Here is a 20,977-nt window from a genome sequence, read left to right on the forward strand (position 1 = left end):
CGCGCCGGGCCGTGACGTTATAAGCCAAGAGGGGTATTCATGAAGACCGCCAAGGACGTCTTGAAAGCAATCAAGGACAATGACGTCAAATACGTCGACCTCCGCTTCACCGACCCGCGGGGCAAGTGGCAGCACGTGACCTTCGACGTCAGCATGATCGACGAAGACATTTTTGCCGAAGGCACGATGTTCGACGGCTCCTCGATCGCCGGCTGGAAGGCGATCAATGAATCCGACATGTGCCTGATGCCCGACCCGGTGACCGCGACGATCGATCCGTTCTTCGCCGAGACCACCATGATCATCACCTGCGACGTGCTCGAGCCGACCACCGGCGAGCCGTACAACCGCGACCCCCGCGGCATCGCCAAGAAGGCTGAGGCGATGGTGAAGTCGATGGGCGTGGGCGACACCGTGTTCGTCGGCCCCGAAGCCGAGTTCTTCGTATTCGACGACGTGCGCTACAGCTCGTCGCCGTACAACACCGGCTTCCGCCTGGACTCCTCGGAGCTGCCGACCAACTCCGACACCGAATATGAGGGCGGCAATCTCGGCCACCGCATCCGCACCAAGGCGGGCTATTTCCCGGTGCCGCCGCAGGACTCGGTGCAGGACATGCGCTCGGAGATGCTCGGCGCCATGGCGCGCATGGGCGTCAAGGTCGAGAAGCACCATCACGAAGTGGCGTCGGCCCAGCACGAGCTCGGCATGAAGTTCGACACGCTGACCTTGATGGCCGACCAGATGCAGATCTACAAATACTGCATCCATCAGGTCGCGCACATCTACGGCAAGACCGCCACCTTCATGCCGAAGCCGGTCTATGGCGACAACGGCTCGGGCATGCACGTCCACCAGTCGATCTGGAAGGACGGCAAGCCGGTGTTCGCGGGCAACAAGTACTCCGACCTGTCGGAGACCTGCCTGTCCTACATCGCCGGCATCATCAAGCACGCCAAGGCCATCAACGCCTTCACCAACCCGTCGACCAACTCCTACAAGCGTCTGGTCCCGGGCTATGAGGCGCCGGTGCTGCTCGCCTACTCCGCGCGCAACCGCTCGGCGTCCTGCCGCATCCCCTATACCTCGTCGCCGAAGGCCAAGCGCGTCGAGGTCCGCTTCCCCGATCCGCTCGCCAATCCCTATCTCGGCTTTGCCGCGATGCTGATGGCCGGCCTCGACGGCGTGAAGAACAAGCTCGATCCGGGCCCGGCGATGGACAAGGACCTCTACGACCTGCCGAAGGAGGAGCTGAAGCAGATCCCGACCGTCTGCGGCAGCTTGCGCGAGGCGCTCGAGAACCTCGACAAGGACCGCGCCTTCCTGAAGGCCGGCGGCGTGTTCGACGACGACTTCATCGACAGCTACATCGCGCTGAAGATGACCGAGGTCGAGCGCTTCGAAATGACCCCGCACCCGGTCGAATTCGACATGTACTACTCGGGCTGACAGCCCGATTGATCGGCGGATGACGACACCAGGGCGCCCCTCACGGGGCGCCCTTTTCATTGGTGTCGCAGTGCCGTGCTGCGAATGCCAAGGCCGGCATGAGCGCCAGAACGGCGGTACGACATTCCTCCCAATGACGAATAGGGACAGGCGCAAGGAATAGATCGGGCCGGAATGAGTTTCTATCCCTGTGATCCACATGCATTGGGAGATTTCGAATGACCAGGCTTTCGATCTCGCGCCTCTTCCTGACCGCCGCAATCTCACTCGCGGCGATCTCGTCCGCCAGCGCGGCGCCTCCAACCAAGAGCGGCAGCAGCACGAAGGGTGACATCCTCACCGACAACAAGGGCATGACGCTCTACACGTTCGACAAGGACGTCGACGGCAAATCAGCCTGCAACGGTCCCTGCGCGACCAACTGGCCGGTCCTGAAAGCCGAAGCCAGCGACAAGGCCGACGCCAACTACACCATCATCACCCGGGACGACGGCTCCAGGCAGTGGGCTTACAAGGGCAAGCCGCTCTACACCTTCGCCAAGGATCAGAAGCCCGGCGACATCACAGGCGACGGCTTCCTGAACAACGCCTGGCATCTCGCAAAGCCCTGAGCGGAGCTGCGCTCTCGCCACGCGCGGGACGAACTGCACGGATTGGGCTTGGCCGTAGGAGACGGCCGCTCTCGGAGAATCCGCCGGACGCGCCTGCGACCGGCGCCCATTGACGAGCGCTGCGTTGTCGTGGCTATCGAGAAACGCGGCAAGCTTTCCTGATGGAGATCTTGCCGCACCACCCCTGCCCCCAGCGCCCTTCACCGGGCGCCTTTTGTTGGTGGCTGCTCATCTACGATGATCCAACGGGACTCGTCCTTCGAGACGCTCGGCTATCGCCAAGCTCCTTAAGGATGAGGAGATGGAGGTCGCGCGAGGCCGCGGTTTCTCCTCATGGTGAGGAGGCGCGCGCCCATGAGTCAATGAGATCATCCGACAGAAGTGCGCGCCGTCTCGAACCATGAGGCCCGAGGGCGCATTCAGCCGCTATTTCTCGGGAAACCTCACCACGATCTGCTCGACCACCGGTCCCCATTTGCGCAACTCCGCCTTGTCGGATGCGATCACCGATCGGGTTTCCCTCGTGGTCGTCACTGCCGAAGCGAACGCTGACGGAGCATCCACCCGGCAAAGGACGGCTCAGCGTGCCGCCTTTCCAGTCGACAACGAAGCCGCCACCATCGGTGAAGAACTCGCGGATCAGAAACGGCCTGCCATTGATCTTCTGCACCTCGGCCAAAGTGGAGCCGAGCGTCACGCCGGCAACGTTCCAATGACTCGTCTTGGAGTCGATCAAGGTGAGACGTGACACCCGCCGCATCGTCTCGTCAGCAAAGCCGATCTCGATACGCCAGTCCGGCACTTTTGGCGACAGCACGACGCCTTGATAGGTGATGTCCTCCACCCCGGTGAACAACTGGTCGTCTACCACCGCCTCCTGGCCGTAGCGCTGCATCAGGCTCTTGGCGGAGTCCGTGACCGACACCGGCGAGGTGCAGGTGATCGGCCCATCGGCAGGCGGCGCGGTCTGTGCCCATGCCGGCGCAGCCAGAAGCATCAACAACAAGCTCGTTCGGCGCATGCTCATCCCGGTCAGTCCTGCGACTATGAAGCCATCACTTCGCGGCGAAATTGATGCCGATCTCGGTGACGACGGGCGCGAATTTCACCAGCGCCGGATTGTCGGACGACACCTTCACGCCATCGCCCGAGAGCGCTCGCGGTGGGTCCTTGTCCTTGCCGAAGCGCACGGTGATCGAGCAGCCGCCCGGCAGGATGCGTCCCAGCGCGCCGTTCTTGAAGTCGGTGACGAAGCCGCCATAGTCCCAGCCGAAGCCGCTCACGACGAACGACTTGCCATTGGCCTTCTGGACCTCGACGAGGCTGGCCCCGATGGTGATGCCGGCCACGCTCCAGCGGCTCGTCTTGGCCGTATCGCGCAAGGTGAGCCCGGACACCGTCGCGACCTTATCGTCGATGAAGCCGACCTCGATGCGCCGGTCCATCGCCCGCGGAAACAGCACGAGGCCCTTGTAGGTCTCGCCCTCGGCGCCCGGCAGATCCTGAACCACGGCCTCGTCGCCATAGCGCTGCTTGAGGCTGTTTGCCGAATCGGTGGCCGCGACCGGCGACGAGCAGGTGATCGGGCCTTCCATCGGCGGCGTGCCTTGGGCCAAGGCCGGAGCGGCGAGGAGCACAATGGCGACAGTCAGGACGTGGCGCATCACGGATTCCTTGTGACGAGCTCACGATGAGCCGTCTCTGCAGCTTCGTCTGCCGTTTTGGAAACCCGGTTCAGCCCCGACGTCAGGATGACAGCTGCCGCTTCCTCACCGCCTCACCGAACGCCTCGAACAGCTTGCGATTGATCGGGTTCTTCTGCGGGTCATATTCGGCATGCCATTGCACGCCGAGCGCAAAGGATGGCGCGTCCGCGATGCGGATGGCCTCGATGGTGCCGTCCTCGGCGATGCCCTCGATCACGACGCGGTCGCCCGGCTCCAGGATGCCCTGACCATGCAGCGAATTGACCTTGATGCTGTCGCAACCGAGGATGCTGGCGAAGGCACCGCCCGGCGCGAGCCGCACCTCGTGGCGATCGGCGAACACGACGTTGGGATCGGGATGGATCTCGCCGTTCTCCAGCCTCGGCATGCGGTGGTTCATGCGGCCGGGAATTTCGCGAATCTCCGGATGCAGCGAGCCGCCGAAGGCGACGTTCATCTCCTGCAAGCCGCGGCAGATGCCGAACAGCGGGATGCCTCTGGAGACGCAGGCTTCCGACAGCTGCAGCGCGACCTCGTCGCGATGGACGTCGTAGGGCTCGTGCTTGAGGCTCGGCTCGGTGTTGAAGCGGGTCGGGTGCACGTTGGCGCGGGCGCCGGTCAGCACCACGCCGTCGACGACATCGAGCAGCGCGGCGATGTCGGTGATCTCGGGAACGCCGGCAAACATCAGCGGTAGCGCGCCCGCGACCTCGGCCACGGCGCTCAGGTTGCGCTCGCCCACCATCTGCACGGTGAACCTGTTCTCGACGCGATGGCTGTTGCCGATCACGCCGACCACCGGACGTTTCATTGTTTTTGTTTCTCTCCCCTCTTATGTGGCCGTTGGCGGCCGCGTCCGCCAGTGTGGCAGGCACAAATCATGCCTGCGTCGCACGGCAGGATCAACATATGGCCACGCGGGTCCCCAATGCCAATTCCGACACCCCCGCAAGCGTCCTGCAGCACCCCGCTTCCCCAAGCCTGTGCTTGATCCGCCAGCCGTTTTCGCCAATGTGTGGGGGCCGATCAGCACAGAGGATGCCTCATGACCGCCCCCGCCGACCCACGCCTCCAGGCCCGCAGCGACCTGGCCTGGGCCATTGCCGTGGGCGGCATCGGGGTAACCCTGTTCATGGCCGGCATGGCCTTCACCTGGTATTACGCGGCTGCGATCTTCCTGTTGTTCGCGGGCATGCTGCTCGGCGTCGCGCTCAACGCGATGACCAGCCTGCTCGGCCGCGTCCTGCCCTGGCCGCATCCGGCGCGGCTCGTCATCGTCTGCCTGGCGCTCGCGGCCGTGCTCGTCGGCATCGTCTTCCTCGGCGGCACCACCATCGCGGACCAGGCCAAGGTGCTGAGCGATACGATCAAGTCGCAGCTCGGCAACATCAAGGGCTTCCTCGACCGCAACGGCATCGACACCAGCTTCTTCGACTTCAACGCCGCGAGCACGGCCACTGCCGCGCCTGATGGCGGCTCGACCACACCGACCCAGACGCCGTCCCATGGCCTGCCGGGCGGCCTGCCCTCGCCGAGCGCGCTGGCCTCCTCCGGCGGCGCCATCGTCAGCCAGACCTTCAAGCTGCTGCTCGGCACCGTCAGCGCCGTCGGCAACTTCTTCATCGTGCTGTTCCTGGGATTGGCCTTCGCGGCCCAGCCGGCGGTCTACCGCAGCGGATTGCTTTTCCTGGCGCCGGCGAAGTACCGGGACCAGGCCACCGTGATCGTGGACCGCATCAGCTACACGCTGGAACGCTGGCTGATCGCCCAGATCACGACGATGTTCGCAGTCTTCCTCGTCACCTGGATCGGCCTCGCCATCATCGGCGTGCAGAGCTCGTTCATCCTGGGCATCCAGGCCGGCCTGCTGGCGTTCATTCCGACCGTCGGCGCGATCATCGCCGGCGTCATCGTGGTGCTGGCGAGCCTCGCCTCCGGCTGGGTCGCTGCGGTCAGCGCCTTCGTGCTGTTCCTCGGCGTGCACGCGATGGAGAGCTACGTGCTGACGCCGCTGATCCAGCGCCAGGCGCTGGACATCCCGCCGGCCACGCTGTTTGCGTTCCAGATCCTGCTCGGCATCGTGTTCGGCGTCTGGGGCCTGACCCTGGCGCTGCCGCTGATGGCGATCGCCAAGGTCATGATCGACTATTTCAAGAGCGACCGCCGCACCAAGGACGCCGCGGCCGCGATCTGAGGCCCGGTCAGAGCCCGCTCAGCCGGCCGGCATCGCGGTCTCGACCAGCTTGGCCCAATAGCTGATGCCGTGCGGGATCACGTCGTCGTTGAAATCATATTCCGGGTGATGCACGCCGGCCCCATCGCCGATGCCCATGAAGACGAACGCGCCGGGCCGCGCCTGCAGCATGTAGGCGAAGTCCTCGCCGCCGAGCCGGGGCGGCATGTCGGTGATGACCTGTTCCGGCCCGACGACGCTGCGCGCCACGTCGGCCGCGAACGCAGTCTGCTCCGCATGGTTGATGACGACCGGATAGCCCCATTCGTAGTCGATCTCCGCCTCCACGCCCATGCCGCTCGCGAGCGCCGTCACCAGGCCCTTGAAGCGTTCGTCCATCAAGCGGCGGATGTCCTCATCGAGCGTGCGCACGGTGCCGCCAATGACAGCGGTCTGCGGAATGATGTTGTCGGCGGTCGTCCCCGCGTGAAAGCGCGTGATCGACAGCACCGCGCTTTCGACCGGATCGACGTTGCGCGCCACGATCGTCTGCAGCGCGGTCACGATCTGCGCGCCGGCGATGATCGGATCGACGCATTTGTTCGGCCGCGCGGCGTGGCCGCCGAGGCCCTTCAGACGCACCTCGAAGGTGTCGGCCGCGGCCATCACCGCGCCGGTGCGCGTCGCGACCGTTCCGAGCGGCAGGCCCGGCGCATTGTGCAGGCCGTAGACCTCCTCGATGCCGAAGCGCTCCATCAGGCCATCCTCGACCATCGCACGGCCACCGGCCCCACCCTCCTCGGCTGGCTGGAAGATGACGATGGCCGTGCCGGCGAAGTTGCGCGTCTCGGCGAGATAGCGCGCCGCGCCCAGCAGCATCGCGGTGTGGCCGTCATGGCCGCAGGCGTGCATCTTGCCGGGAATGGTGGACTTGTGCGGGATGTCGCTGACCTCCTGCAGCGGCAGCGCGTCCATGTCGGCGCGCAGGCCGATCACCCGCGGCGACGACTCGCGGCCGCGGATGACGCCGACGACGCCGGTCCGGCCGATGCCGGTGACGACCTCGTCGACACCGAACGAGGTCAAGAGCTCGGCGACGCGCCCGGCCGTCCGATGCACCTCATATTGGAGCTCGGGATGCTGGTGGAAATCGCGGCGCCAGACCTTGGCGTCTTCCGCCAGCTCGGCGGCGCGGTTGATGATCGGCATGACGGAGTTCCAGAAAATGAGGAGCGCGTCATGGCGACGCGCATGTCATCCCATTGCATGTCGGGCCACGGCAAAAGACAAGCGCTATCAGCACATGCGATGCTGCGCAGCCTGCATTGCCGCGGCGACGCGGCCGCGCGAAACGCCTGAGCCGATCCTGCTTATGATCGAAGGCCGCGCAGCTCGCGCGCGAGGTTGGCCCGCGCCTTCTGGTCGAGCGCAGCGGCAAAGCCCGCATCTGGATAGATCACGGGGCGCCGCGCGAACCGCTCCAGCACCGCCGCGCGCCCGGCGCGGTAGGCGTCGTCCGGCACATGCGCATATTCGCGCCGGATCGCATCCGCGTAGACGTCGTAGCTGGCCTCGTCGGCGCCGAGAATGGCGAGATCGATCGAGACGAGCAGCGCGCCCAGCCGATCGTCGGGCGCGACATCGTGCGTCCGGGTCAGCCGGATCAGGCGTCCGACCTCGTCGCGCAGCTCGGGCGCGACGTGACGCTCGGCAAGGATGGCGCTCTGCTCTTCATTGTCGGACCGCGTGGGATCATACACGGCGTCGTGCCACCAGATCGCCAGCGTCAGGACCTCGCGCTCGCGGACGCTGAGGTCCGCGACGCGATCGAGCTGGTCCAGGCAATCCTGGACGTGGCGAAGATCGTGGTAGTGCCGTCCCCCGGCAGAGTAGGCTTCGACCAGATCGTCGTGCGTCATGTTGTGTTCCGTGGCGGAGCAGCGCTGACGCGCGGCCTCAGCCGGCCGAGGTCAGCACCGTCTCGGTGTGCTCGACATCCGGAGGATTGGCAAAATACTGCCCGACCAGGCCACGCCATTCGGTGAAGTTCTCCGAGCCGCGGAAATCGACCGTGTGGTTCTCGAGCGTTTCCCACTTCACCATCAGGCGGTAGCGCTGCGGCTTCTCGATCGATTTGTGCAGCTCGAAGCCGTGAAAGCCCTTGGAGCGGCCGAAGGCGGCGCGTGCTTTCGCGACCGCGGCCTCGAAATCCTTCTCCGTGCCCGGCTTGACGTCGATCTGGGCGATTTCCGTGATCATGTTCTGTCGGCCTCCCCTGGTGTGGGCCGCTTGTCTAGCCCAGACCTCGGGAGAGCGAAAGCCGCACCTCAGCTGGACAACACCGCCTCTCCCGACTGCGGCAGGCTGGCAGCCGCGGCAGCGCGCTGGCGGCGGTAGCGGTCGAGCGACAGCGGCAGCTCCGCCGAGGCCTCGACCCGGTTGCGACCGGAGCGCTTGGCCTTGTAGAGCGCGGTATCGGCGGCCGCGAGCAGCACGTCGAGATCGGTCCCGCCCGGCCCGCCGGCAACGCCGATGCTGACGGTGGTATCGACCGGCTTGTCCTCGCACACCACGCCGGAGGCCGCGAACGCCTCGCGGACACGCTCGGCGGCGACCATGGCCTCTTCGATGGAACAGGGCAGAAGTGCTGCGAACTCCTCGCCGCCGATCCGGCCCGAGAGATCGGTGAGGCGTAGATTGTTGACCACGACGTTTGCGAACAGCTTCAGGACCTCGTCGCCCTCGGCGTGACCGAAGCGGTCGTTGATCGACTTGAAATGATCGATGTCGAAGATCAGCACGCTGACCGGGCGCTGCTCGCGCGCCTCGCGCTCGATCAGCTGCGCGCAGGACTCGGCAAAGCCGCGGCGGTTGAGCAGGCCCGTCAGCGGGTCGGTGGTCGCCGCGCGCTTGTGGGCGCTGACGATGCGCTCGGACACCAGCATGAAGATCACGAACACGGTGCCGACCGCATACAGCACGAGTTCGATCGAGAAGATCGTGACCCAGGCGGCGGCGAAGGCGCCGTCGGAATCGCGCAGCATGTTGCCGAGCAGGATCGGCAACATCAGCACGAAGCCATGCATCACCGGTACGATCAGCGCCGGCCAGCGCTTGTGCAGGGTCCGCCGCCGCTCCTGCCACAGCTCGGCCGCGGTCAGCATGGCGTAGATCACGACGATCGCTGCGCCGATCGTCAGCCGCAGCGCCTGCGCCGACGCATCGAGCAGCATGCCGCTGGCGATCCAGACCGTCGCGCCGAGCACGAGCCCGGGCACGCTCGCCGGCTTGCCGTGGAACACGCGCGCGGCGTTCCACACCATGGCGGTGGCGATCAGGCCGATGGAGCTCAGGAACAGCGACACCACCTCGCCGTAGAGCTCGCCGATCAAGGTCCACAGCGCGATCGCGACCGCGCCGAGGACGTAGGCCGCGCCCCACCAGCGCAGCGCCGGCGTGTTCTCCTGCCGGCCGAAGTGGAGCAACATAGCGCCAAGCAGCGCTGCGACCATGGTCGCTACGATGTCGAGCGTCATGCTATCAAGCGCCATCGATCACCTCGCTTGCTGCGGCGGCGCGGAAATTCAGGGTTAGCGCGGCCTTATCGCGATCAACCTAGCGGGCGGTTTGTTGGAAAGAGGTTTGCCTGGGATACCAAGTTTTCTCGAAAAGCTCGGCACAACTCGTCAGCAAATTGCTGCGCAAGAAATCTGCAAACAGGATTCAAAAATGCCGGGGCAATCCGCGCGACCGCCCGCCCTGATTGTACACGGCACAGCGTCATTCATTGATAGTTGTGCGCCCCATCGTGCGGAATCAATGGTTTCCCGTCCTGCGGCGAACACTCATCGAAACGATAAGAAACCTTCTCAAATTTGAGATCATCTCTCCCTAACACGTCCCGACCGCGGCGCGATCCGCCGCTCGAGGTGGGGACAAGGATGTCTTTCGACGACGATTCATCGAACAACAAGGCGGCCGCAGGCGATCATCCGGCGCGCGACCCGCAGCCGGCGCAGGGCGTCGATCGCCGCACCCTGCTGCGCAATGCCATGGGCGTCTCGGCGCTCGGCCTCGGCGCCAGCCTGCTGCCCGGCCAGGCGGCGCACGCGCATTGGCGCATGCACCGTCACCATCGTCACGTCACGACCAGCTTCGCGCTCGCCGTCCTTCCCGATACGCAGTTCTACTCGCGCTATGCGACGTCAGAAGAAGGCCAGGCCTATCAGCGGCAATATGGCAGCACGCCCTACCCCGCGCAGACGCAGTTCATCGTCGACAACGCCGCGAAGTACCACATCCCGTTCACGATCCACCTCGGCGACGTCGTCGACCAGTCCAAGCATCCGCAGCAATGGGCGGTCGCCGATGCCGCGATGAAGCTCTTAGAGAACGCCGGCCGGCCGTATTCGGTGCTCGCGGGCAATCACGACGTGCTTTCGGCGCTGGAATTCGAGAACGCGGCGAGCCAGGGCGCGGGCACCGATGCGCAGCGCGGCGCGTCCGAGCCTTATCTCACATGGTTTCCGACGAGCCGCGCCGCGAAGCAGCGGACCTTCCTGGAGCGGCATCCGAGCGGCTGGCACGAGGCGCATGTGTTCCATGCCTGCGGCGTCAGTTTCATGGTGCTGTCGCTGTCGTGGCGCGCCTCGGACGATGCGATCGCCTGGGCGCGCAGCATGATCGCGCGGCATCCGATGCTGCCGGTGATCCTCGCCAATCACCAGTTGCTGAACATCGCCAATGACGGCACGAGCCCGCTCGAGGTCGCCTACGGCCAGTACCTGTGGGAGAAGCTGATCCGCAGCAACGACCAGATCTTCATGACCCTGAACGGCCACTATCACGGTGGCGCGCTGCTGACGAAGATCAACGACTTCCATAACCCCGTCCATCAGATGGTGGTCGACTATCAGATGGCCTATCAGGGCGGCAACGGCCTGATGCGGCTGTACGAGTTCGACTTCACGGCCAACAAGATCGACGTCGCCTCGTTCTCGCCCTGGGTGGTCGAGAAGCCGAAGGACAGCCTGAAGCAGTTCGACCGCGCCTGGCTGTCCGAGGACAATCACGCGTTCTCGATTCCCGTCGACTTCCGCCGGCGTTTTTCACGCTTCACCAATTTCTGCCATCTGCCGGCCTTCGCCGGCACGCCGATCCTGCCGCGCCTCAAGCAGGATCTCTACGTCAACTACACCGAGGCGCCCGAACCGGTGGTGGTGCCGCCCGCGAACGAGCAGGACTATCCGCTCGTGGCCGAGACCGTTGCGCATTGGCGGATCACGTCGTCGGCGATCGGCAAGGCCGTGGCCGCCGGCACCGCGCTGTCGGACCTCACCGCCGCCAACCCGATGCAGCGCGCCACGCTGGCGGGTGCCGCGGAGGTCGCCGACGTCGTCTTCACAGCCGACAAGCATCGCCTGTCGTCGGCGCCGGGCAGCGTGCAGTTCCTCAACACGACCAAGCAGGGCGCCGGCCGCTTCAGCTGGTTCACGACCGCGGCCAACGCGCCGATCAACGCGGCAACGTTCGCATCCGGCTACACCGTCGAAGCCTTCATCAAGATCGATCCGAACTGGAAGGCCGCCGACCACGCCTGGTGCAACATCCTGACCCGCTTCGGCAACCGCGGCTGGCTGCCGGGCTATGCCGGCGGCGATCCGGAGTCACCGCCGATCCTGTTCGCCATCTCCAACCTGCGCGAGGTGCAGTGGGAGGTCGTGCCGTCGAGTTCGACCCGGCAGCCGCAGACCGACTGGTCCGGCGAGATCATGCTCGACACCTGGTATCACCTCGCGATCGTCAACGATCCCGCCGACAATTCGACCGTGCTCTACATCGAGGGCGCGCCGGTCGTGCGCAGCGTCATCGGCGGCAACGGCATCGCCTCGACGGCGGCGTCGCAGCCCTGGGCACTCGGCTGCGGCTGGTGGGACCGCGCCCCGTCGGACGGCTTCATCGGCAGCATCGGCGAGGTCCGCGTGGTGTCGAAACCGCTGGCGCCGAGCCAATGGCTGACCGCGCGCCGCGCCAGCGCCTGACCCGCGCAAGCCTGCGTCAAAAGCAAAACGGGCGCCCGCGAGGGCGCCCGTTCGTATTTGAAGCTGATGGATCCGGACGGAGCCGGAGCCAGGCGATCAGCGCTTCGAGAACTGGAAGGAGCGGCGGGCCTTGGCCTTGCCGTACTTCTTACGCTCGACGACGCGCGAGTCGCGGGTCAGGAAGCCGCCCTTCTTGAGGACGCCGCGCAGCTCCGGCTCGAAATTCGTCAGCGCCTTGGACAGGCCGTGACGGACCGCACCGGCCTGGCCGGACAGGCCGCCGCCGGCGACCGTGCAGATCACGTCGTACTGGCCCTTGCGGGCAGCGACGACCATCGGCTGCTCGATCATCATGCGCAGCACCGGACGGGCGAAGTAGACCTCGATGTCGCGGGTGTTGACGGTGACCTTGCCGGAGCCCGGCTTGATCCAGACGCGGGCGACCGCGTCCTTGCGCTTGCCGGTGGCATAGGCGCGGCCGAACTTGTCGACCTTCTTCTCATACTTCGGAGCGTCGGGAGCCGTGACGGCCCCCTTGAGCTGCGACAGCTGATCGAGAGACTGGATGCTTTCGGCCATCTTATGCGGCCCTCGTGTTCTTGCGGTTCAACTTGGCGATGTCGATCTTCTCGGGGTTCTGCGCTTCGTGCGGATGATCGGGTCCGCCATAGACACGCAGATTGCCCATCTGCACGCGGCCGAGCGGCCCGCGCGGGATCATGCGCTCGATGGCCTTCTCGATCACGCGCTCGGGGAAGCGGCCCTCGAGGATCTGGCGCGCGGTGCGCTCCTTGACGTGGCCGACATAGCCGGTGTGCTTGTAGTACACCTTCTGCTCGCGCTTGCGGCCGGTCAGCACGGCGTGCGCGGCATTGACGATGATGACGTTGTCGCCGCAGTCGACGTGCGGCGTGTAGATCGGGAGGTGCTTGCCGCGCAGCCGCATGGCGACCAGCGTGGCGAGACGGCCGACGACCAGACCCTTGGCGTCGATCACGACCCACTTCTTCTGGACCTCGGCCGGCTTTGCCGAAAAGGTTTTCATGAGAGATATCCGTGACAGGGAGAATGCGGCGCGGGTGACGCACCGAACTGATCGCAGCTTCTAGAGAAGCGGCCTGCATTCGTCAACGCCATCGGCGTCAAATTAATACAACAAAAACAGCAGCTTGCAAATATGGTGCAATAATACCCACGAAAACCCTACGCATTCGGAATGGAATAGGTCGCCGTGACATGGGCGATCGGATCGGGCGATTCCCCTGACAGCAGCGTGACTTCGCCGACCGCGAGCCGCTTGCCGAGCTTGAGCAGCCGCGCCTCCGCCAGCACATCGGCGCCGGCCGCGCCCTTGCGCAGGAAGTTGATGTTGAGATTCGTGGTCACGGCAAGACCGACCGGGCCGATCGCCGACAAGAGCACCACGTACATCGCGAAATCGGCCAGCGCCATCAATGTCGGCCCGGAGACGGTGCCGCCGGGGCGCAACATGCGCTCATTGAAGCGCTGGCGCATCCGGCAGCTCTTGCCGTCGGCGCTCTCGATCGAAATGTCACCGCCGGTGCGGAACGCCTGGGGAAATTCCGCGTGCAGGAACGCTTCCAGCTCCGCGATGGTCATCTTCGCCGTCATCTCTCCCCCTGCTCTCGTCGTTGCTCATCTGTTACATTAGCTGCATCGACGCGCCCATATGGAAATCGCAATGTCCGTCCCTGCCCTCGCCGACGCCGCCGATACGCCGATTCTGTTGCGCGAGATGGCGGGCCCCGTCGCCGTGCTCACGCTCAACCGCCCGGCACAGCGCAACAGCCTGTCGGAGCCGCTGATCGCAGAGCTGCATCAGGCCCTGGCCGAGATCGGCGCCGACAAGGCCGTGCGCGCCGTGGTGATCGCAGCGAATGGCCCTGCGTTCTGCGCCGGCCATGACCTCAAGGAACTCACCGCGCATCGCAGCGAGGCCGACCGCGGCCGCGCCTTCTTCGCCCGGCTGATGAACGCCTGCAGCGCGATGATGCAGGCGATCGTGCATCTGCCCAAGCCGGTTGTCGCGTCCGTGCAGGGCATCGCCACCGCCGCCGGCTGCCAACTGGTCGCGAGCTGCGATCTCGCCGTCGCCTCCGAGCGCGCCTCGTTCGCCACGCCCGGCGTCGACATCGGCCTGTTCTGCTCGACGCCGATGGTGGCGCTGTCGCGCAACGTACCCCGCAAGCAGGCGATGGAGATGCTGCTGACCGGCGAGCCGGTTCCCGCTGTCCGCGCCCGCGAATTGGGCCTCGTCAACCGCGTGGTCACGGCCGGCACGGAACGCGACACCGCGATTGCGCTGGCACAACAAGTGGCGCGCAAATCAGCCTATACGATCAAGCTCGGCAAGGAGGCATTCTACCGCCAGGCCGAGATGAGCCTTGCCGACGCCTATCGCTATGCGGCAGAGGTGATGACCGAAAACATGCTGGCCCGCGACGCGGAAGAAGGCATCGGCGCCTTCATCGAGAAGCGGACGCCGAATTGGCGGGACGAGTGAAGCTCGCCCTGCTCTCTCCTTCGTCATTGCGAGCGCAGCGAAGCAATCCAGAGTCCCGCCCGAGCCCCTGGATTGCTTCGTCGCAAGTGCTCCTCGCAATGACAGAAACTGAAACTGGCTCGTCATTCCGGGGCGCCCGGAGGGCGAGCCCGGAATCCATAACCACGATCGGGAGTATGGATTCCGGGCTCGTGCTGCGCACGCCCCGGAATGACAGCAACTAACAGATTGCACCGCTCATGAATCACGACACCTATCCCGACGACTACATCCGCGGCATTCTCAACGGCGTGAAGGTGATCGCGATGGTCGGCGCCTCGCCGTCGGAGATCCGGCCGAGCTTCTTCGCCTTCAAATATCTGGTGCAGCGCGGCTACGACATGATCCCGGTGAACCCCGGCCATGTCGGCAAGAGCCTGATGGGCCGCCCCTTCGTCGCCTCGCTCGCCGACATTGGCCGCCCGCTCGACATGGTCGACATCTTCCGGAGCTCGCAGCACATCATGCCCGTCGTCGACGAGGCGCTGAAGCTCTCACCTTTGCCGAAGGTGATCTGGATGCAGCTCGGCGCGCGTGACGATGCGGCGGCCGAAAAGGCCGAGGCCGCTGGACTGAAGGTCGTGATGAACCGCTGCCCCAAGATCGAATATGGCCGGCTGTCGTCGGAGATCTCCTGGATGGGCGTCAACTCGCGCACAATCAGCGCCAAGCGCGCGCCGATCCCGACGCAAGGCATGCGGCTGTCGCTGAACCGCACCAGCGTCGGCGGCGGCACGACGGCCGCGGCCGACCGCGCCGCGAAGGACAGAAGCGATCCCGCCTGACGCATCTGCGAAAGGAACGTGTCGCGACGACGGCGCGACACAGCAGCGCATTTCAAATCGGAGCGATCGGCGCCGGCAGCCTTGACGCCATCCTGGCCGCTGGCAAATGTCCTCCGCCGGGATGACGCGGAGGCGCACGATGCGCGCTATCGACACCGTCTCCCATCATCGATCCCTGCGCCAGCCGGCGCCGGCGCGCAACGGATCAAGCCAAGAGGAAACACCATGACCGAACGTCCCCCGGGATTTGCCACCCTTGCCATTCACGCCGGCGCCCAGCCCGACCCGACCACCGGCGCGCGGGCGACGCCGATCTACCAGACCACGTCGTTCGTGTTCAACGATGCCGACCACGCCGCCTCGCTGTTCGGGCTGCAGGCATTCGGCAACATCTACACCCGCATCGGCAACCCGACCAACGCCGTGCTGGAGGAGCGCGTCGCCGCGCTCGAGGGCGGCACCGCCGCGCTTGCCGTTGCCTCAGGCCATGCCGCGCAGGTCGTGGCGCTGCAGCAGTTGCTGTCCCCCGGCGACGAGTTCATCGCCGCGCGAAAACTCTATGGCGGCTCGATCAACCAGTTCACGCATTCGTTCAAGAGCTTTGGCTGGAACGTGGTGTGGGCCGACACCGATGACGTCGCGAGCTTCGAGGCGGCGGTGAGCCCACGCACCAAGGCTGTATTCATCGAGTCGATCGCCAATCCCGGCGGCACCATCACCGACATCGAGGCGGTCGCGCAGGTGGCGCGCAAGGCGGGCGTGCCGCTGATCGTCGACAACACCTTGGCTTCGCCCTACCTGATCCGCCCGATCGATCACGGCGCCGACATCGTGCTGCACTCGCTGACCAAGTTCCTTGGCGGCCACGGCAACTCGATCGGCGGCGTCATCGTCGATGCCGGCACCTTCGACTGGGCCGGCAGTGGCGACAAATATCCGATGCTGACGCAGCCGCGTCCCGAATATCACGGCATTCGCCTGCACGAGACGTTCGGCAATTTCGCCTTCGCGATCGCCTGCCGCGTGCTGGGCTTGCGTGATCTCGGACCGGCGCTGTCGCCATTCAACGCCTTCATGATCCTCACCGGCATCGAGACCCTGCCGCTGCGCATGCAGAAGCACTGCGACAATGCCAAGGCGGTCGCCGAATATCTCAGCAAGCATCCCGGCGTGGCCTCGGTGAACTACGCCGGCCTGCCCGAGGACAAGTATTACACGCTCGCCCGCAAATACTGCCCGAAGGGCGCCGGCGCCGTGTTCACCTTCTCGCTCAAGGGCGGCTACGACGCCGGCGTCAAGCTGGTGTCGAACCTGAAGCTGTTCTCGCATCTCGCCAATGTCGGCGACACCCGCTCGCTGGTGATCCACCCGGCCTCGACCACGCACAGCCAGCTCGACGACGCCGCGAAGATCAAGGCCGGCGCCGGCCCCGACATCGTCCGCATCTCCGTCGGCATCGAGGACAAGGAAGACCTGATCGCCGACCTCGAGCAGGCGCTGAGCGCGTAAGGCGCGTTTCGCTCCACGGATCGCGCCGCGCGTCGACATGCGGCATGACGAGCGCATCTCTCACCACGTCATGGCCGGGCTTGTCCCGGCCATTCATGTCTTTGCCCCGGCAATGACGACGTGGATGCGCGGGCCGTCGCCGCGCCGAAGGCGCTTCGGCCCCGCAGGCGGGAAAAGCCCGCGCATGACGAACAACTGACAGCTGAGGCAGCAAGCGGCCCCGAAAACAAAGAGAGCGCGGGCGGCCCCCTTGGGCTTCCGCGCTCTCCTTCGTCCCACGGCCGGGCCGTTGCCGGCTTCTCGGACCGCGCCCTCGTTAACTCCAGGTGATCATCTCATCAGCTGCAACAGGCGCGCGTGCATCTGGCCGGCCAGAGGCAGCGCGGAGGCCGCGATCAGCCGGCTCGCCGACAGCGCCTGCAGGCCGGCGGCGCGCTCGTCGATGGCAGCGAGTTCAGCGTTGACTAAGCCGGTCCGTGATTGGAGATTTTGGCGCGCCGACGCCGAAAACATGATCACCGACATGCTCGAAACCTTCTGGTCTGAGACTCTGATGAAATGCAGCAGAGATTTTCGCGCCCGGACGCAGCGGCCGGGCTGCATTCGGCCGACCTTCAAAATCGCCGGCAGCAGTAAACTTGCACCCGCAGAACTTAACAAAAGCTGAAAATGCCCGTCCTTCTACGGATGATTGCAGCCAACTGTCGGATGCCGGAAGGATTTCGTTAACCATACCCGGCTCATCCTGCCGCCCGTGGAATCGCCTTCCGGACCCGCGTGAAAGCAGCGGTGGATGTATCGCGAAGCGCCGACGCCACCCGAACAGAAGTCGAGGAGAGCAGGATGCGAACGTTGGTGATCATGATGCTGCTGGCGGCCATCGCGGCGAACGGCGTCGTGCTCGCGGCCGACCTGCCGGCCGTCCACGACAAGATCGTGCACACCAAGGCCCGCCGCGCCGTGAGAGCGCCGCCGCCGACGGTCGTCGTCGTCAGGGACCAGGACTCGCTGATCTCCCCGATGTGGCCCTCGACGCCGCTGCTGTTCGGCCGCCAGGAGCTGCCCGGCTATTACGGCCGCGCCTTCTCCTACGACTACCAGGGCCCCTATTACGGCGGCGAAGGCTATACCAACTACATGTTCCGCCTGCCCTACGCGTGTGGCGTGTATGGGTATTGCTGAGCGGGGTGCCGTTGGCATGTAAGTAGCCCGGATGGGCGAAGCGACATCCGGGACGACAAGGACGAGGTTCCGCATACCACCGAGGCTCGTGCGGACGACCGCAATAGCCGGCTATTTTGCGTAGGCACCGGCATAGCGCCCTGCGCGGATGCTCGCCAGGATCTCGGCTTCACGCTGTTCCTGCGCGCGGGCGGACTCGAGCAGCTCGGACGCGATCGCCGGCGCGAAAGCGACCACCCCGTCGGCGTCGGCGACCACGATATCGCCTGGCGTGACGATCATGCCGCCGATCGACACCGGCACGTTGATCTCACCCGGACCGTTCTTGTAGGGGCCGCGGTGATTGACCGCACGCGCGAACACGGGGAAGTCGGACTTCATCAGCACGCCGGAGTCCCTGATCGCGCCGTCGACGACGATCCCGGCCGCGCCGCGTTCCCTCGCGATGGCGGCGATGATCTCGCCGACCAATGCCCGCGTCTCGTCGCCGCCGCCATTGACGACGAGGACGTCGCCGGGCGTGATGAGATCGAGCGCGCGATGAATGAAGAGATTGTCCCCCGGCGCCGTATTCACGGTCAGCGCGATCCCGGCCATCGGCGAGCCCGTATAGAATGGCCGTAGACTGGCTGCACCAGGCAGCCGCTGAAGGTTGTCACTGATCACGGCCGTGGAAACGCTCTTGAACGCGGCGACGACCGCCGCATCGATCGGCGCACCAGGCTGCGCTTGTCCCTCACCCATTCTCGCTCCCCGTCTTGCACAGTCCAGAGCGTCGCCCGATAGCGACCCGCCTCGGCGGTGTAGGACTCGTCTTGAATTCAGAAAACCGATAAATGGAGATATCGATCCATCTCTTTTTTGAATGCGAAAAATGGTCACCCTGAAGCAGCTGGAAGCTTTGAACTGGATCGCGGAGCTCGGCACGTTCGAACGCGCCGCAGCCAAGCTGAACACGACGCAATCGGCGATCTCGAAGCGCATCCAGGAGCTGGAGGCCTCCGCGCGCGTTCCGCTGTTCGATCGCAGCCAGCGCGGGGCTCGCCTGACCGAACGTGGCGAGCAGATCCTTGCTCTTGGCCGGCAGATGTTGGCGTTGCAGGACCAGATCCTGGAGTTGAAGGACGGCCGGCAGTCACCGGCCCGCCGCCTGCGGCTCGGGGCGACGGAGCTGTCAGCGCTGACATGGCTGCCGCGTCTGGTTTCGGCGATTCGCGAAGCCCATCCGGCGGTGATGATCGAGCCTGAGGTCGAAACCTCCCGAAGCCTCTACGATCGGCTGATCGAGGGCAGCCTCGATCTCGTCGTCATCCCGGACGTCTTCTCCGACCCGGAGGTGACGTCGGTGCGGCTTGCCGAAGTGCAGAACGTGTGGACGGCGCGCCCCGGCCTGGTCAGATCGCGCCGGAGCCTCGATTTCGACGAGCTTGGTCATCATACGATTCTGATGCAGGGCCGTCGCTCGGGCTCCGGCCTCTTCGTCAACAAATGGCTCGCGGCCAACGGCGTCTCCTTCAAGCGCGCCATCTCGGTCGACAATCTGACTGCGCTGGTCGGGCTCGCCGTGGCCGGCCTCGGCATCAGCTATCTTCCGCAACGCTGTTTTCGTCCTCTGTTCGAGCAGAAGAAGCTGGTCATCCTGCCCGTCAAGCCGACGCTGCCGGCCGTGCCCTATGCGGCCATGTATCGCAACGACAGACCCTCGGCCTTCGCGGCCGCCGTAGCGGAGCTGGCGCGCCAGACCTGCGATTTCGGCCGTCAACTCGAAGGTTAGACCGGGTAGGTGAACCCGGCGACGACGCCCGGCGCGGCGATCCATCACCTCCAGGAATGAGAAAGAAGGCGGTTTTATCCCTTTTCATCCAGGCTGGACGCAGCGAGGCTGCATCGTCGCTGCGCGTGCAACGCTGCACGCGCGAAGAGGATTGCTGCGAGGAGAGGCTTTGATGCGCATTTGGGGACTTCTGCTGACGGCAGCGCTCGCTGCAAACGCCGCCGGCGCCGAGGAACTGACGGGCACGCTCCAGAAGATCAAAGAGACGAACAGGATATCGATCGGCTTCCAGGAATCGTCGGTGCCGTTCAGCTATCTCGACGGCAACCAGAAGCCGGTGGGCTACGCGCTCGACATCTGCGGCCGGATCGCGGATGCGGTCAAAAAGGAGCTGGGGCTTCCTGACCTCACGATCGAAACCGTTCCGGTGACGTCCTCCAATCGCATCCCGCTGATGACGAACGGCACGATCGACCTCCTGTGCGCCTCCACCACCAACAACGCCGAACGTCAGAAGCTCGTGGCCTTTGCCAATACGCACTTTCTCAGCGCCACACGCTATGCGGCCAAGAAATCGCTCTCGCTCCAGACGATCGACGACCTCAGGGGAAAGACGGCCGTCGCGATCGCCGGATCGACCAACATCGCCCAACTGAACAAGGTCAATGTCGAACGCAAGCTCGGCATCAACATCGTTCCGGCCAAGGACCAGGCCGAAGCGTTCCTGATGCTGGAGACCGACCGGGCTCAGGCCTATGTGCTCGACGACGTCCAGCTCGCGGTCGCCATCGCACGGTCGAAGGACCCGGCGGCGTACATGATCAGCAACGACGCATTCTCCAAGCCCGAACCTTTCGGCATCATGCTGCGCAAGGACGATGCGCCGTTCAAGGCCATCGCCGATCGCGTCACCGCCGAGCTCTATCAGAGCCCCGCCATCGAGGCGCTCTACAAGAAGTGGTTCGAATCACCGGTGCCGCCGACCGGGATCAACTTCAACTACCAGATGCCGGCCCCCCTGCGCGCCGCGTTCAAGTCGCCCAGCAGCAGTCCCGACCCGGACGCGTATGCGCCCGATTGAAGCCCGCGGTATCCGTGCAAACGGCAACGGCGGAGACAGCCTCATCCGCCGCGGTCGCCTGCGACAGACGGCCATCGGATATTGCCGAGATCAGCGGCGGCGT

At 65.3% G+C, this 20,977-nt stretch carries 22 protein-coding genes; 10 read left to right on the forward strand and 12 right to left on the reverse strand.

What is annotated here, in order from left to right:
- Positions 1 to 39 precede the first annotated feature (39 nt).
- Both glnA and ACQR1E_RS24840 read left to right on the forward strand, forming a co-directional pair.
- A complete protein-coding gene (glnA, locus tag ACQR1E_RS24835; RefSeq protein ID WP_006611030.1) occupies positions 40 to 1,449 on the forward strand; it encodes a type I glutamate--ammonia ligase in 1,410 nt (469 codons plus the stop codon).
- Positions 1,450 to 1,667: 218 nt separating this feature from the next.
- On the forward strand, positions 1,668 to 2,060 hold the full coding sequence (locus tag ACQR1E_RS24840) for a COG4315 family predicted lipoprotein (protein WP_315711527.1): 393 nt from the start codon (positions 1,668 to 1,670) through the stop codon (positions 2,058 to 2,060).
- A gap of 331 nt (positions 2,061 to 2,391) precedes the next feature.
- Here the strand turns inward: ACQR1E_RS24840 and ACQR1E_RS24845 are convergent, their stop codons facing one another.
- The 3 genes from ACQR1E_RS24845 to ACQR1E_RS24855 form a co-directional block, all read right to left on the reverse strand.
- On the reverse strand, positions 2,392 to 3,087 hold the full coding sequence (locus ACQR1E_RS24845) for a hypothetical protein (protein WP_434897673.1): 696 nt from the start codon (positions 3,085 to 3,087) through the stop codon (positions 2,392 to 2,394).
- A 28-nt stretch (positions 3,088 to 3,115) separates the two neighbouring features.
- Entirely contained in the window at positions 3,116 to 3,724 is a 609-nt protein-coding gene (locus ACQR1E_RS24850) for a hypothetical protein (protein WP_315750875.1), read from the reverse strand.
- Positions 3,725 to 3,806: 82 nt separating this feature from the next.
- Complete coding sequence (locus tag ACQR1E_RS24855) at positions 3,807 to 4,577, reverse strand: gamma-glutamyl-gamma-aminobutyrate hydrolase family protein (protein ID WP_316170105.1); 771 nt, start codon at positions 4,575 to 4,577, stop codon at positions 3,807 to 3,809.
- Between the two features lie 234 nt (positions 4,578 to 4,811).
- On the opposite strand from ACQR1E_RS24855, the gene ACQR1E_RS24860 reads away from it, so the two are divergent.
- The gene (locus ACQR1E_RS24860; protein WP_434897674.1) at positions 4,812 to 5,960 is read left to right on the forward strand and encodes an AI-2E family transporter; all 1,149 of its coding nucleotides are present in this window, start codon (positions 4,812 to 4,814) and stop codon (positions 5,958 to 5,960) included.
- An 18-nt stretch (positions 5,961 to 5,978) separates the two neighbouring features.
- Here the strand turns inward: ACQR1E_RS24860 and ACQR1E_RS24865 are convergent, their stop codons facing one another.
- The 4 genes from ACQR1E_RS24865 to ACQR1E_RS24880 all read right to left on the reverse strand — a co-directional run bounded on the left by ACQR1E_RS24865 (position 5,979) and on the right by ACQR1E_RS24880 (position 9,490).
- Positions 5,979 to 7,148: a M20 aminoacylase family protein gene (locus ACQR1E_RS24865; RefSeq protein ID WP_315711520.1), complete on the reverse strand. Its 1,170-nt coding sequence runs from the start codon at positions 7,146 to 7,148 to the stop codon at positions 5,979 to 5,981.
- 161 nt (positions 7,149 to 7,309) lie between these two features.
- Positions 7,310 to 7,858 carry an HD domain-containing protein gene (locus ACQR1E_RS24870; protein ID WP_316226255.1) on the reverse strand — a complete coding sequence of 183 codons (549 nt, stop codon included), beginning with the start codon at positions 7,856 to 7,858 and terminating at the stop codon, positions 7,310 to 7,312.
- A gap of 37 nt (positions 7,859 to 7,895) precedes the next feature.
- Positions 7,896 to 8,198, reverse strand: coding sequence for an antibiotic biosynthesis monooxygenase family protein (locus ACQR1E_RS24875; RefSeq protein ID WP_315711517.1), 303 nt, complete (start codon positions 8,196 to 8,198; stop codon positions 7,896 to 7,898).
- Between the two features lie 68 nt (positions 8,199 to 8,266).
- Complete coding sequence (locus tag ACQR1E_RS24880; protein ID WP_315711515.1) at positions 8,267 to 9,490, reverse strand: GGDEF domain-containing protein; 1,224 nt, start codon at positions 9,488 to 9,490, stop codon at positions 8,267 to 8,269.
- A 390-nt stretch (positions 9,491 to 9,880) separates the two neighbouring features.
- Here ACQR1E_RS24880 and ACQR1E_RS24885 point away from each other — a divergent pair, with 390 nt between their 5' ends.
- The gene (locus tag ACQR1E_RS24885; RefSeq protein WP_434897675.1) at positions 9,881 to 11,980 is read left to right on the forward strand and encodes a LamG-like jellyroll fold domain-containing protein; all 2,100 of its coding nucleotides are present in this window, start codon (positions 9,881 to 9,883) and stop codon (positions 11,978 to 11,980) included.
- 96 nt (positions 11,981 to 12,076) lie between these two features.
- Here the strand turns inward: ACQR1E_RS24885 and rpsI are convergent, their stop codons facing one another.
- From rpsI to ACQR1E_RS24900, 3 genes are all read right to left on the reverse strand, one after another.
- The gene (gene rpsI, locus ACQR1E_RS24890; RefSeq protein WP_172109671.1) at positions 12,077 to 12,559 is read right to left on the reverse strand and encodes a 30S ribosomal protein S9; all 483 of its coding nucleotides are present in this window, start codon (positions 12,557 to 12,559) and stop codon (positions 12,077 to 12,079) included.
- A 1-nt stretch (position 12,560) separates the two neighbouring features.
- Positions 12,561 to 13,025, reverse strand: a complete 465-nt coding sequence (gene rplM / locus ACQR1E_RS24895; protein WP_315711511.1) for a 50S ribosomal protein L13 — start codon at positions 13,023 to 13,025, stop codon at positions 12,561 to 12,563.
- A 158-nt stretch (positions 13,026 to 13,183) separates the two neighbouring features.
- A complete protein-coding gene (locus ACQR1E_RS24900) occupies positions 13,184 to 13,612 on the reverse strand; it encodes a PaaI family thioesterase (protein ID WP_315799672.1) in 429 nt (142 codons plus the stop codon).
- Between the two features lie 70 nt (positions 13,613 to 13,682).
- On the opposite strand from ACQR1E_RS24900, the gene ACQR1E_RS24905 reads away from it, so the two are divergent.
- From ACQR1E_RS24905 to ACQR1E_RS24915, 3 genes are all read left to right on the forward strand, one after another.
- Positions 13,683 to 14,504, forward strand: coding sequence for an enoyl-CoA hydratase (locus ACQR1E_RS24905; protein ID WP_434844832.1), 822 nt, complete (start codon positions 13,683 to 13,685; stop codon positions 14,502 to 14,504).
- A 239-nt stretch (positions 14,505 to 14,743) separates the two neighbouring features.
- Entirely contained in the window at positions 14,744 to 15,328 is a 585-nt protein-coding gene (locus tag ACQR1E_RS24910) for a CoA-binding protein (RefSeq protein ID WP_315711509.1), read from the forward strand.
- Positions 15,329 to 15,553: 225 nt separating this feature from the next.
- Positions 15,554 to 16,837: an O-acetylhomoserine aminocarboxypropyltransferase gene (locus ACQR1E_RS24915; protein WP_315750864.1), complete on the forward strand. Its 1,284-nt coding sequence runs from the start codon at positions 15,554 to 15,556 to the stop codon at positions 16,835 to 16,837.
- A gap of 330 nt (positions 16,838 to 17,167) precedes the next feature.
- Here ACQR1E_RS24915 and ACQR1E_RS24920 read toward each other — a convergent pair whose 3' ends face one another.
- Positions 17,168 to 17,362 (reverse strand): hypothetical protein, encoded by a 195-nt coding sequence (locus ACQR1E_RS24920; RefSeq protein ID WP_315827183.1) that lies wholly within the window; start codon positions 17,360 to 17,362, stop codon positions 17,168 to 17,170.
- Between the two features lie 318 nt (positions 17,363 to 17,680).
- Here ACQR1E_RS24920 and ACQR1E_RS24925 point away from each other — a divergent pair, with 318 nt between their 5' ends.
- Positions 17,681 to 18,019, forward strand: coding sequence for a hypothetical protein (locus tag ACQR1E_RS24925; protein WP_315750861.1), 339 nt, complete (start codon positions 17,681 to 17,683; stop codon positions 18,017 to 18,019).
- 111 nt (positions 18,020 to 18,130) lie between these two features.
- Here the strand turns inward: ACQR1E_RS24925 and ACQR1E_RS24930 are convergent, their stop codons facing one another.
- On the reverse strand, positions 18,131 to 18,763 hold the full coding sequence (locus ACQR1E_RS24930) for an RraA family protein (protein ID WP_316194891.1): 633 nt from the start codon (positions 18,761 to 18,763) through the stop codon (positions 18,131 to 18,133).
- Between the two features lie 130 nt (positions 18,764 to 18,893).
- Between ACQR1E_RS24930 and ACQR1E_RS24935 the strand changes: the two genes are divergently transcribed.
- Together ACQR1E_RS24935 and ACQR1E_RS24940 are read left to right on the forward strand one after the other, a co-directional pair.
- Positions 18,894 to 19,793, forward strand: coding sequence for a LysR family transcriptional regulator (locus ACQR1E_RS24935; RefSeq protein ID WP_316185768.1), 900 nt, complete (start codon positions 18,894 to 18,896; stop codon positions 19,791 to 19,793).
- A 172-nt stretch (positions 19,794 to 19,965) separates the two neighbouring features.
- On the forward strand, positions 19,966 to 20,874 hold the full coding sequence (locus tag ACQR1E_RS24940; RefSeq protein WP_434897676.1) for an amino acid ABC transporter substrate-binding protein: 909 nt from the start codon (positions 19,966 to 19,968) through the stop codon (positions 20,872 to 20,874).
- The last annotated feature ends 103 nt before the right edge of the window (positions 20,875 to 20,977 follow it).

It is taken from the genome of Bradyrhizobium sp. HKCCYLRH1030 (genome assembly GCF_051168395.1).
Classification (GTDB): Bacteria; Pseudomonadota; Alphaproteobacteria; order Rhizobiales; family Xanthobacteraceae; genus Bradyrhizobium.

Coding starts and splice junctions, on each gene's coding strand:
- glnA (WP_006611030.1), top strand. CDS start 40: ATGAAGACCGCCAAGGACGTCTTGAAAGCAATCAAGGACAATGACGTC.
- ACQR1E_RS24840 (WP_315711527.1), top strand. CDS start 1,668: ATGACCAGGCTTTCGATCTCGCGCCTCTTCCTGACCGCCGCAATCTCA.
- ACQR1E_RS24845 (WP_434897673.1), bottom strand. CDS start 3,087: ATGAGCATGCGCCGAACGAGCTTGTTGTTGATGCTTCTGGCTGCGCCG.
- ACQR1E_RS24850 (WP_315750875.1), bottom strand. CDS start 3,724: ATGCGCCACGTCCTGACTGTCGCCATTGTGCTCCTCGCCGCTCCGGCC.
- ACQR1E_RS24855 (WP_316170105.1), bottom strand. CDS start 4,577: ATGAAACGTCCGGTGGTCGGCGTGATCGGCAACAGCCATCGCGTCGAG.
- ACQR1E_RS24860 (WP_434897674.1), top strand. CDS start 4,812: ATGACCGCCCCCGCCGACCCACGCCTCCAGGCCCGCAGCGACCTGGCC.
- ACQR1E_RS24865 (WP_315711520.1), bottom strand. CDS start 7,148: ATGCCGATCATCAACCGCGCCGCCGAGCTGGCGGAAGACGCCAAGGTC.
- ACQR1E_RS24870 (WP_316226255.1), bottom strand. CDS start 7,858: ATGACGCACGACGATCTGGTCGAAGCCTACTCTGCCGGGGGACGGCAC.
- ACQR1E_RS24875 (WP_315711517.1), bottom strand. CDS start 8,198: ATGATCACGGAAATCGCCCAGATCGACGTCAAGCCGGGCACGGAGAAG.
- ACQR1E_RS24880 (WP_315711515.1), bottom strand. CDS start 9,490: ATGGCGCTTGATAGCATGACGCTCGACATCGTAGCGACCATGGTCGCA.
- ACQR1E_RS24885 (WP_434897675.1), top strand. CDS start 9,881: ATGTCTTTCGACGACGATTCATCGAACAACAAGGCGGCCGCAGGCGAT.
- rpsI (WP_172109671.1), bottom strand. CDS start 12,559: ATGGCCGAAAGCATCCAGTCTCTCGATCAGCTGTCGCAGCTCAAGGGG.
- rplM (WP_315711511.1), bottom strand. CDS start 13,025: ATGAAAACCTTTTCGGCAAAGCCGGCCGAGGTCCAGAAGAAGTGGGTC.
- ACQR1E_RS24900 (WP_315799672.1), bottom strand. CDS start 13,612: ATGACGGCGAAGATGACCATCGCGGAGCTGGAAGCGTTCCTGCACGCG.
- ACQR1E_RS24905 (WP_434844832.1), top strand. CDS start 13,683: ATGTCCGTCCCTGCCCTCGCCGACGCCGCCGATACGCCGATTCTGTTG.
- ACQR1E_RS24910 (WP_315711509.1), top strand. CDS start 14,744: ATGAATCACGACACCTATCCCGACGACTACATCCGCGGCATTCTCAAC.
- ACQR1E_RS24915 (WP_315750864.1), top strand. CDS start 15,554: ATGACCGAACGTCCCCCGGGATTTGCCACCCTTGCCATTCACGCCGGC.
- ACQR1E_RS24920 (WP_315827183.1), bottom strand. CDS start 17,362: ATGTCGGTGATCATGTTTTCGGCGTCGGCGCGCCAAAATCTCCAATCA.
- ACQR1E_RS24925 (WP_315750861.1), top strand. CDS start 17,681: ATGCGAACGTTGGTGATCATGATGCTGCTGGCGGCCATCGCGGCGAAC.
- ACQR1E_RS24930 (WP_316194891.1), bottom strand. CDS start 18,763: ATGGGTGAGGGACAAGCGCAGCCTGGTGCGCCGATCGATGCGGCGGTC.
- ACQR1E_RS24935 (WP_316185768.1), top strand. CDS start 18,894: ATGGTCACCCTGAAGCAGCTGGAAGCTTTGAACTGGATCGCGGAGCTC.
- ACQR1E_RS24940 (WP_434897676.1), top strand. CDS start 19,966: ATGCGCATTTGGGGACTTCTGCTGACGGCAGCGCTCGCTGCAAACGCC.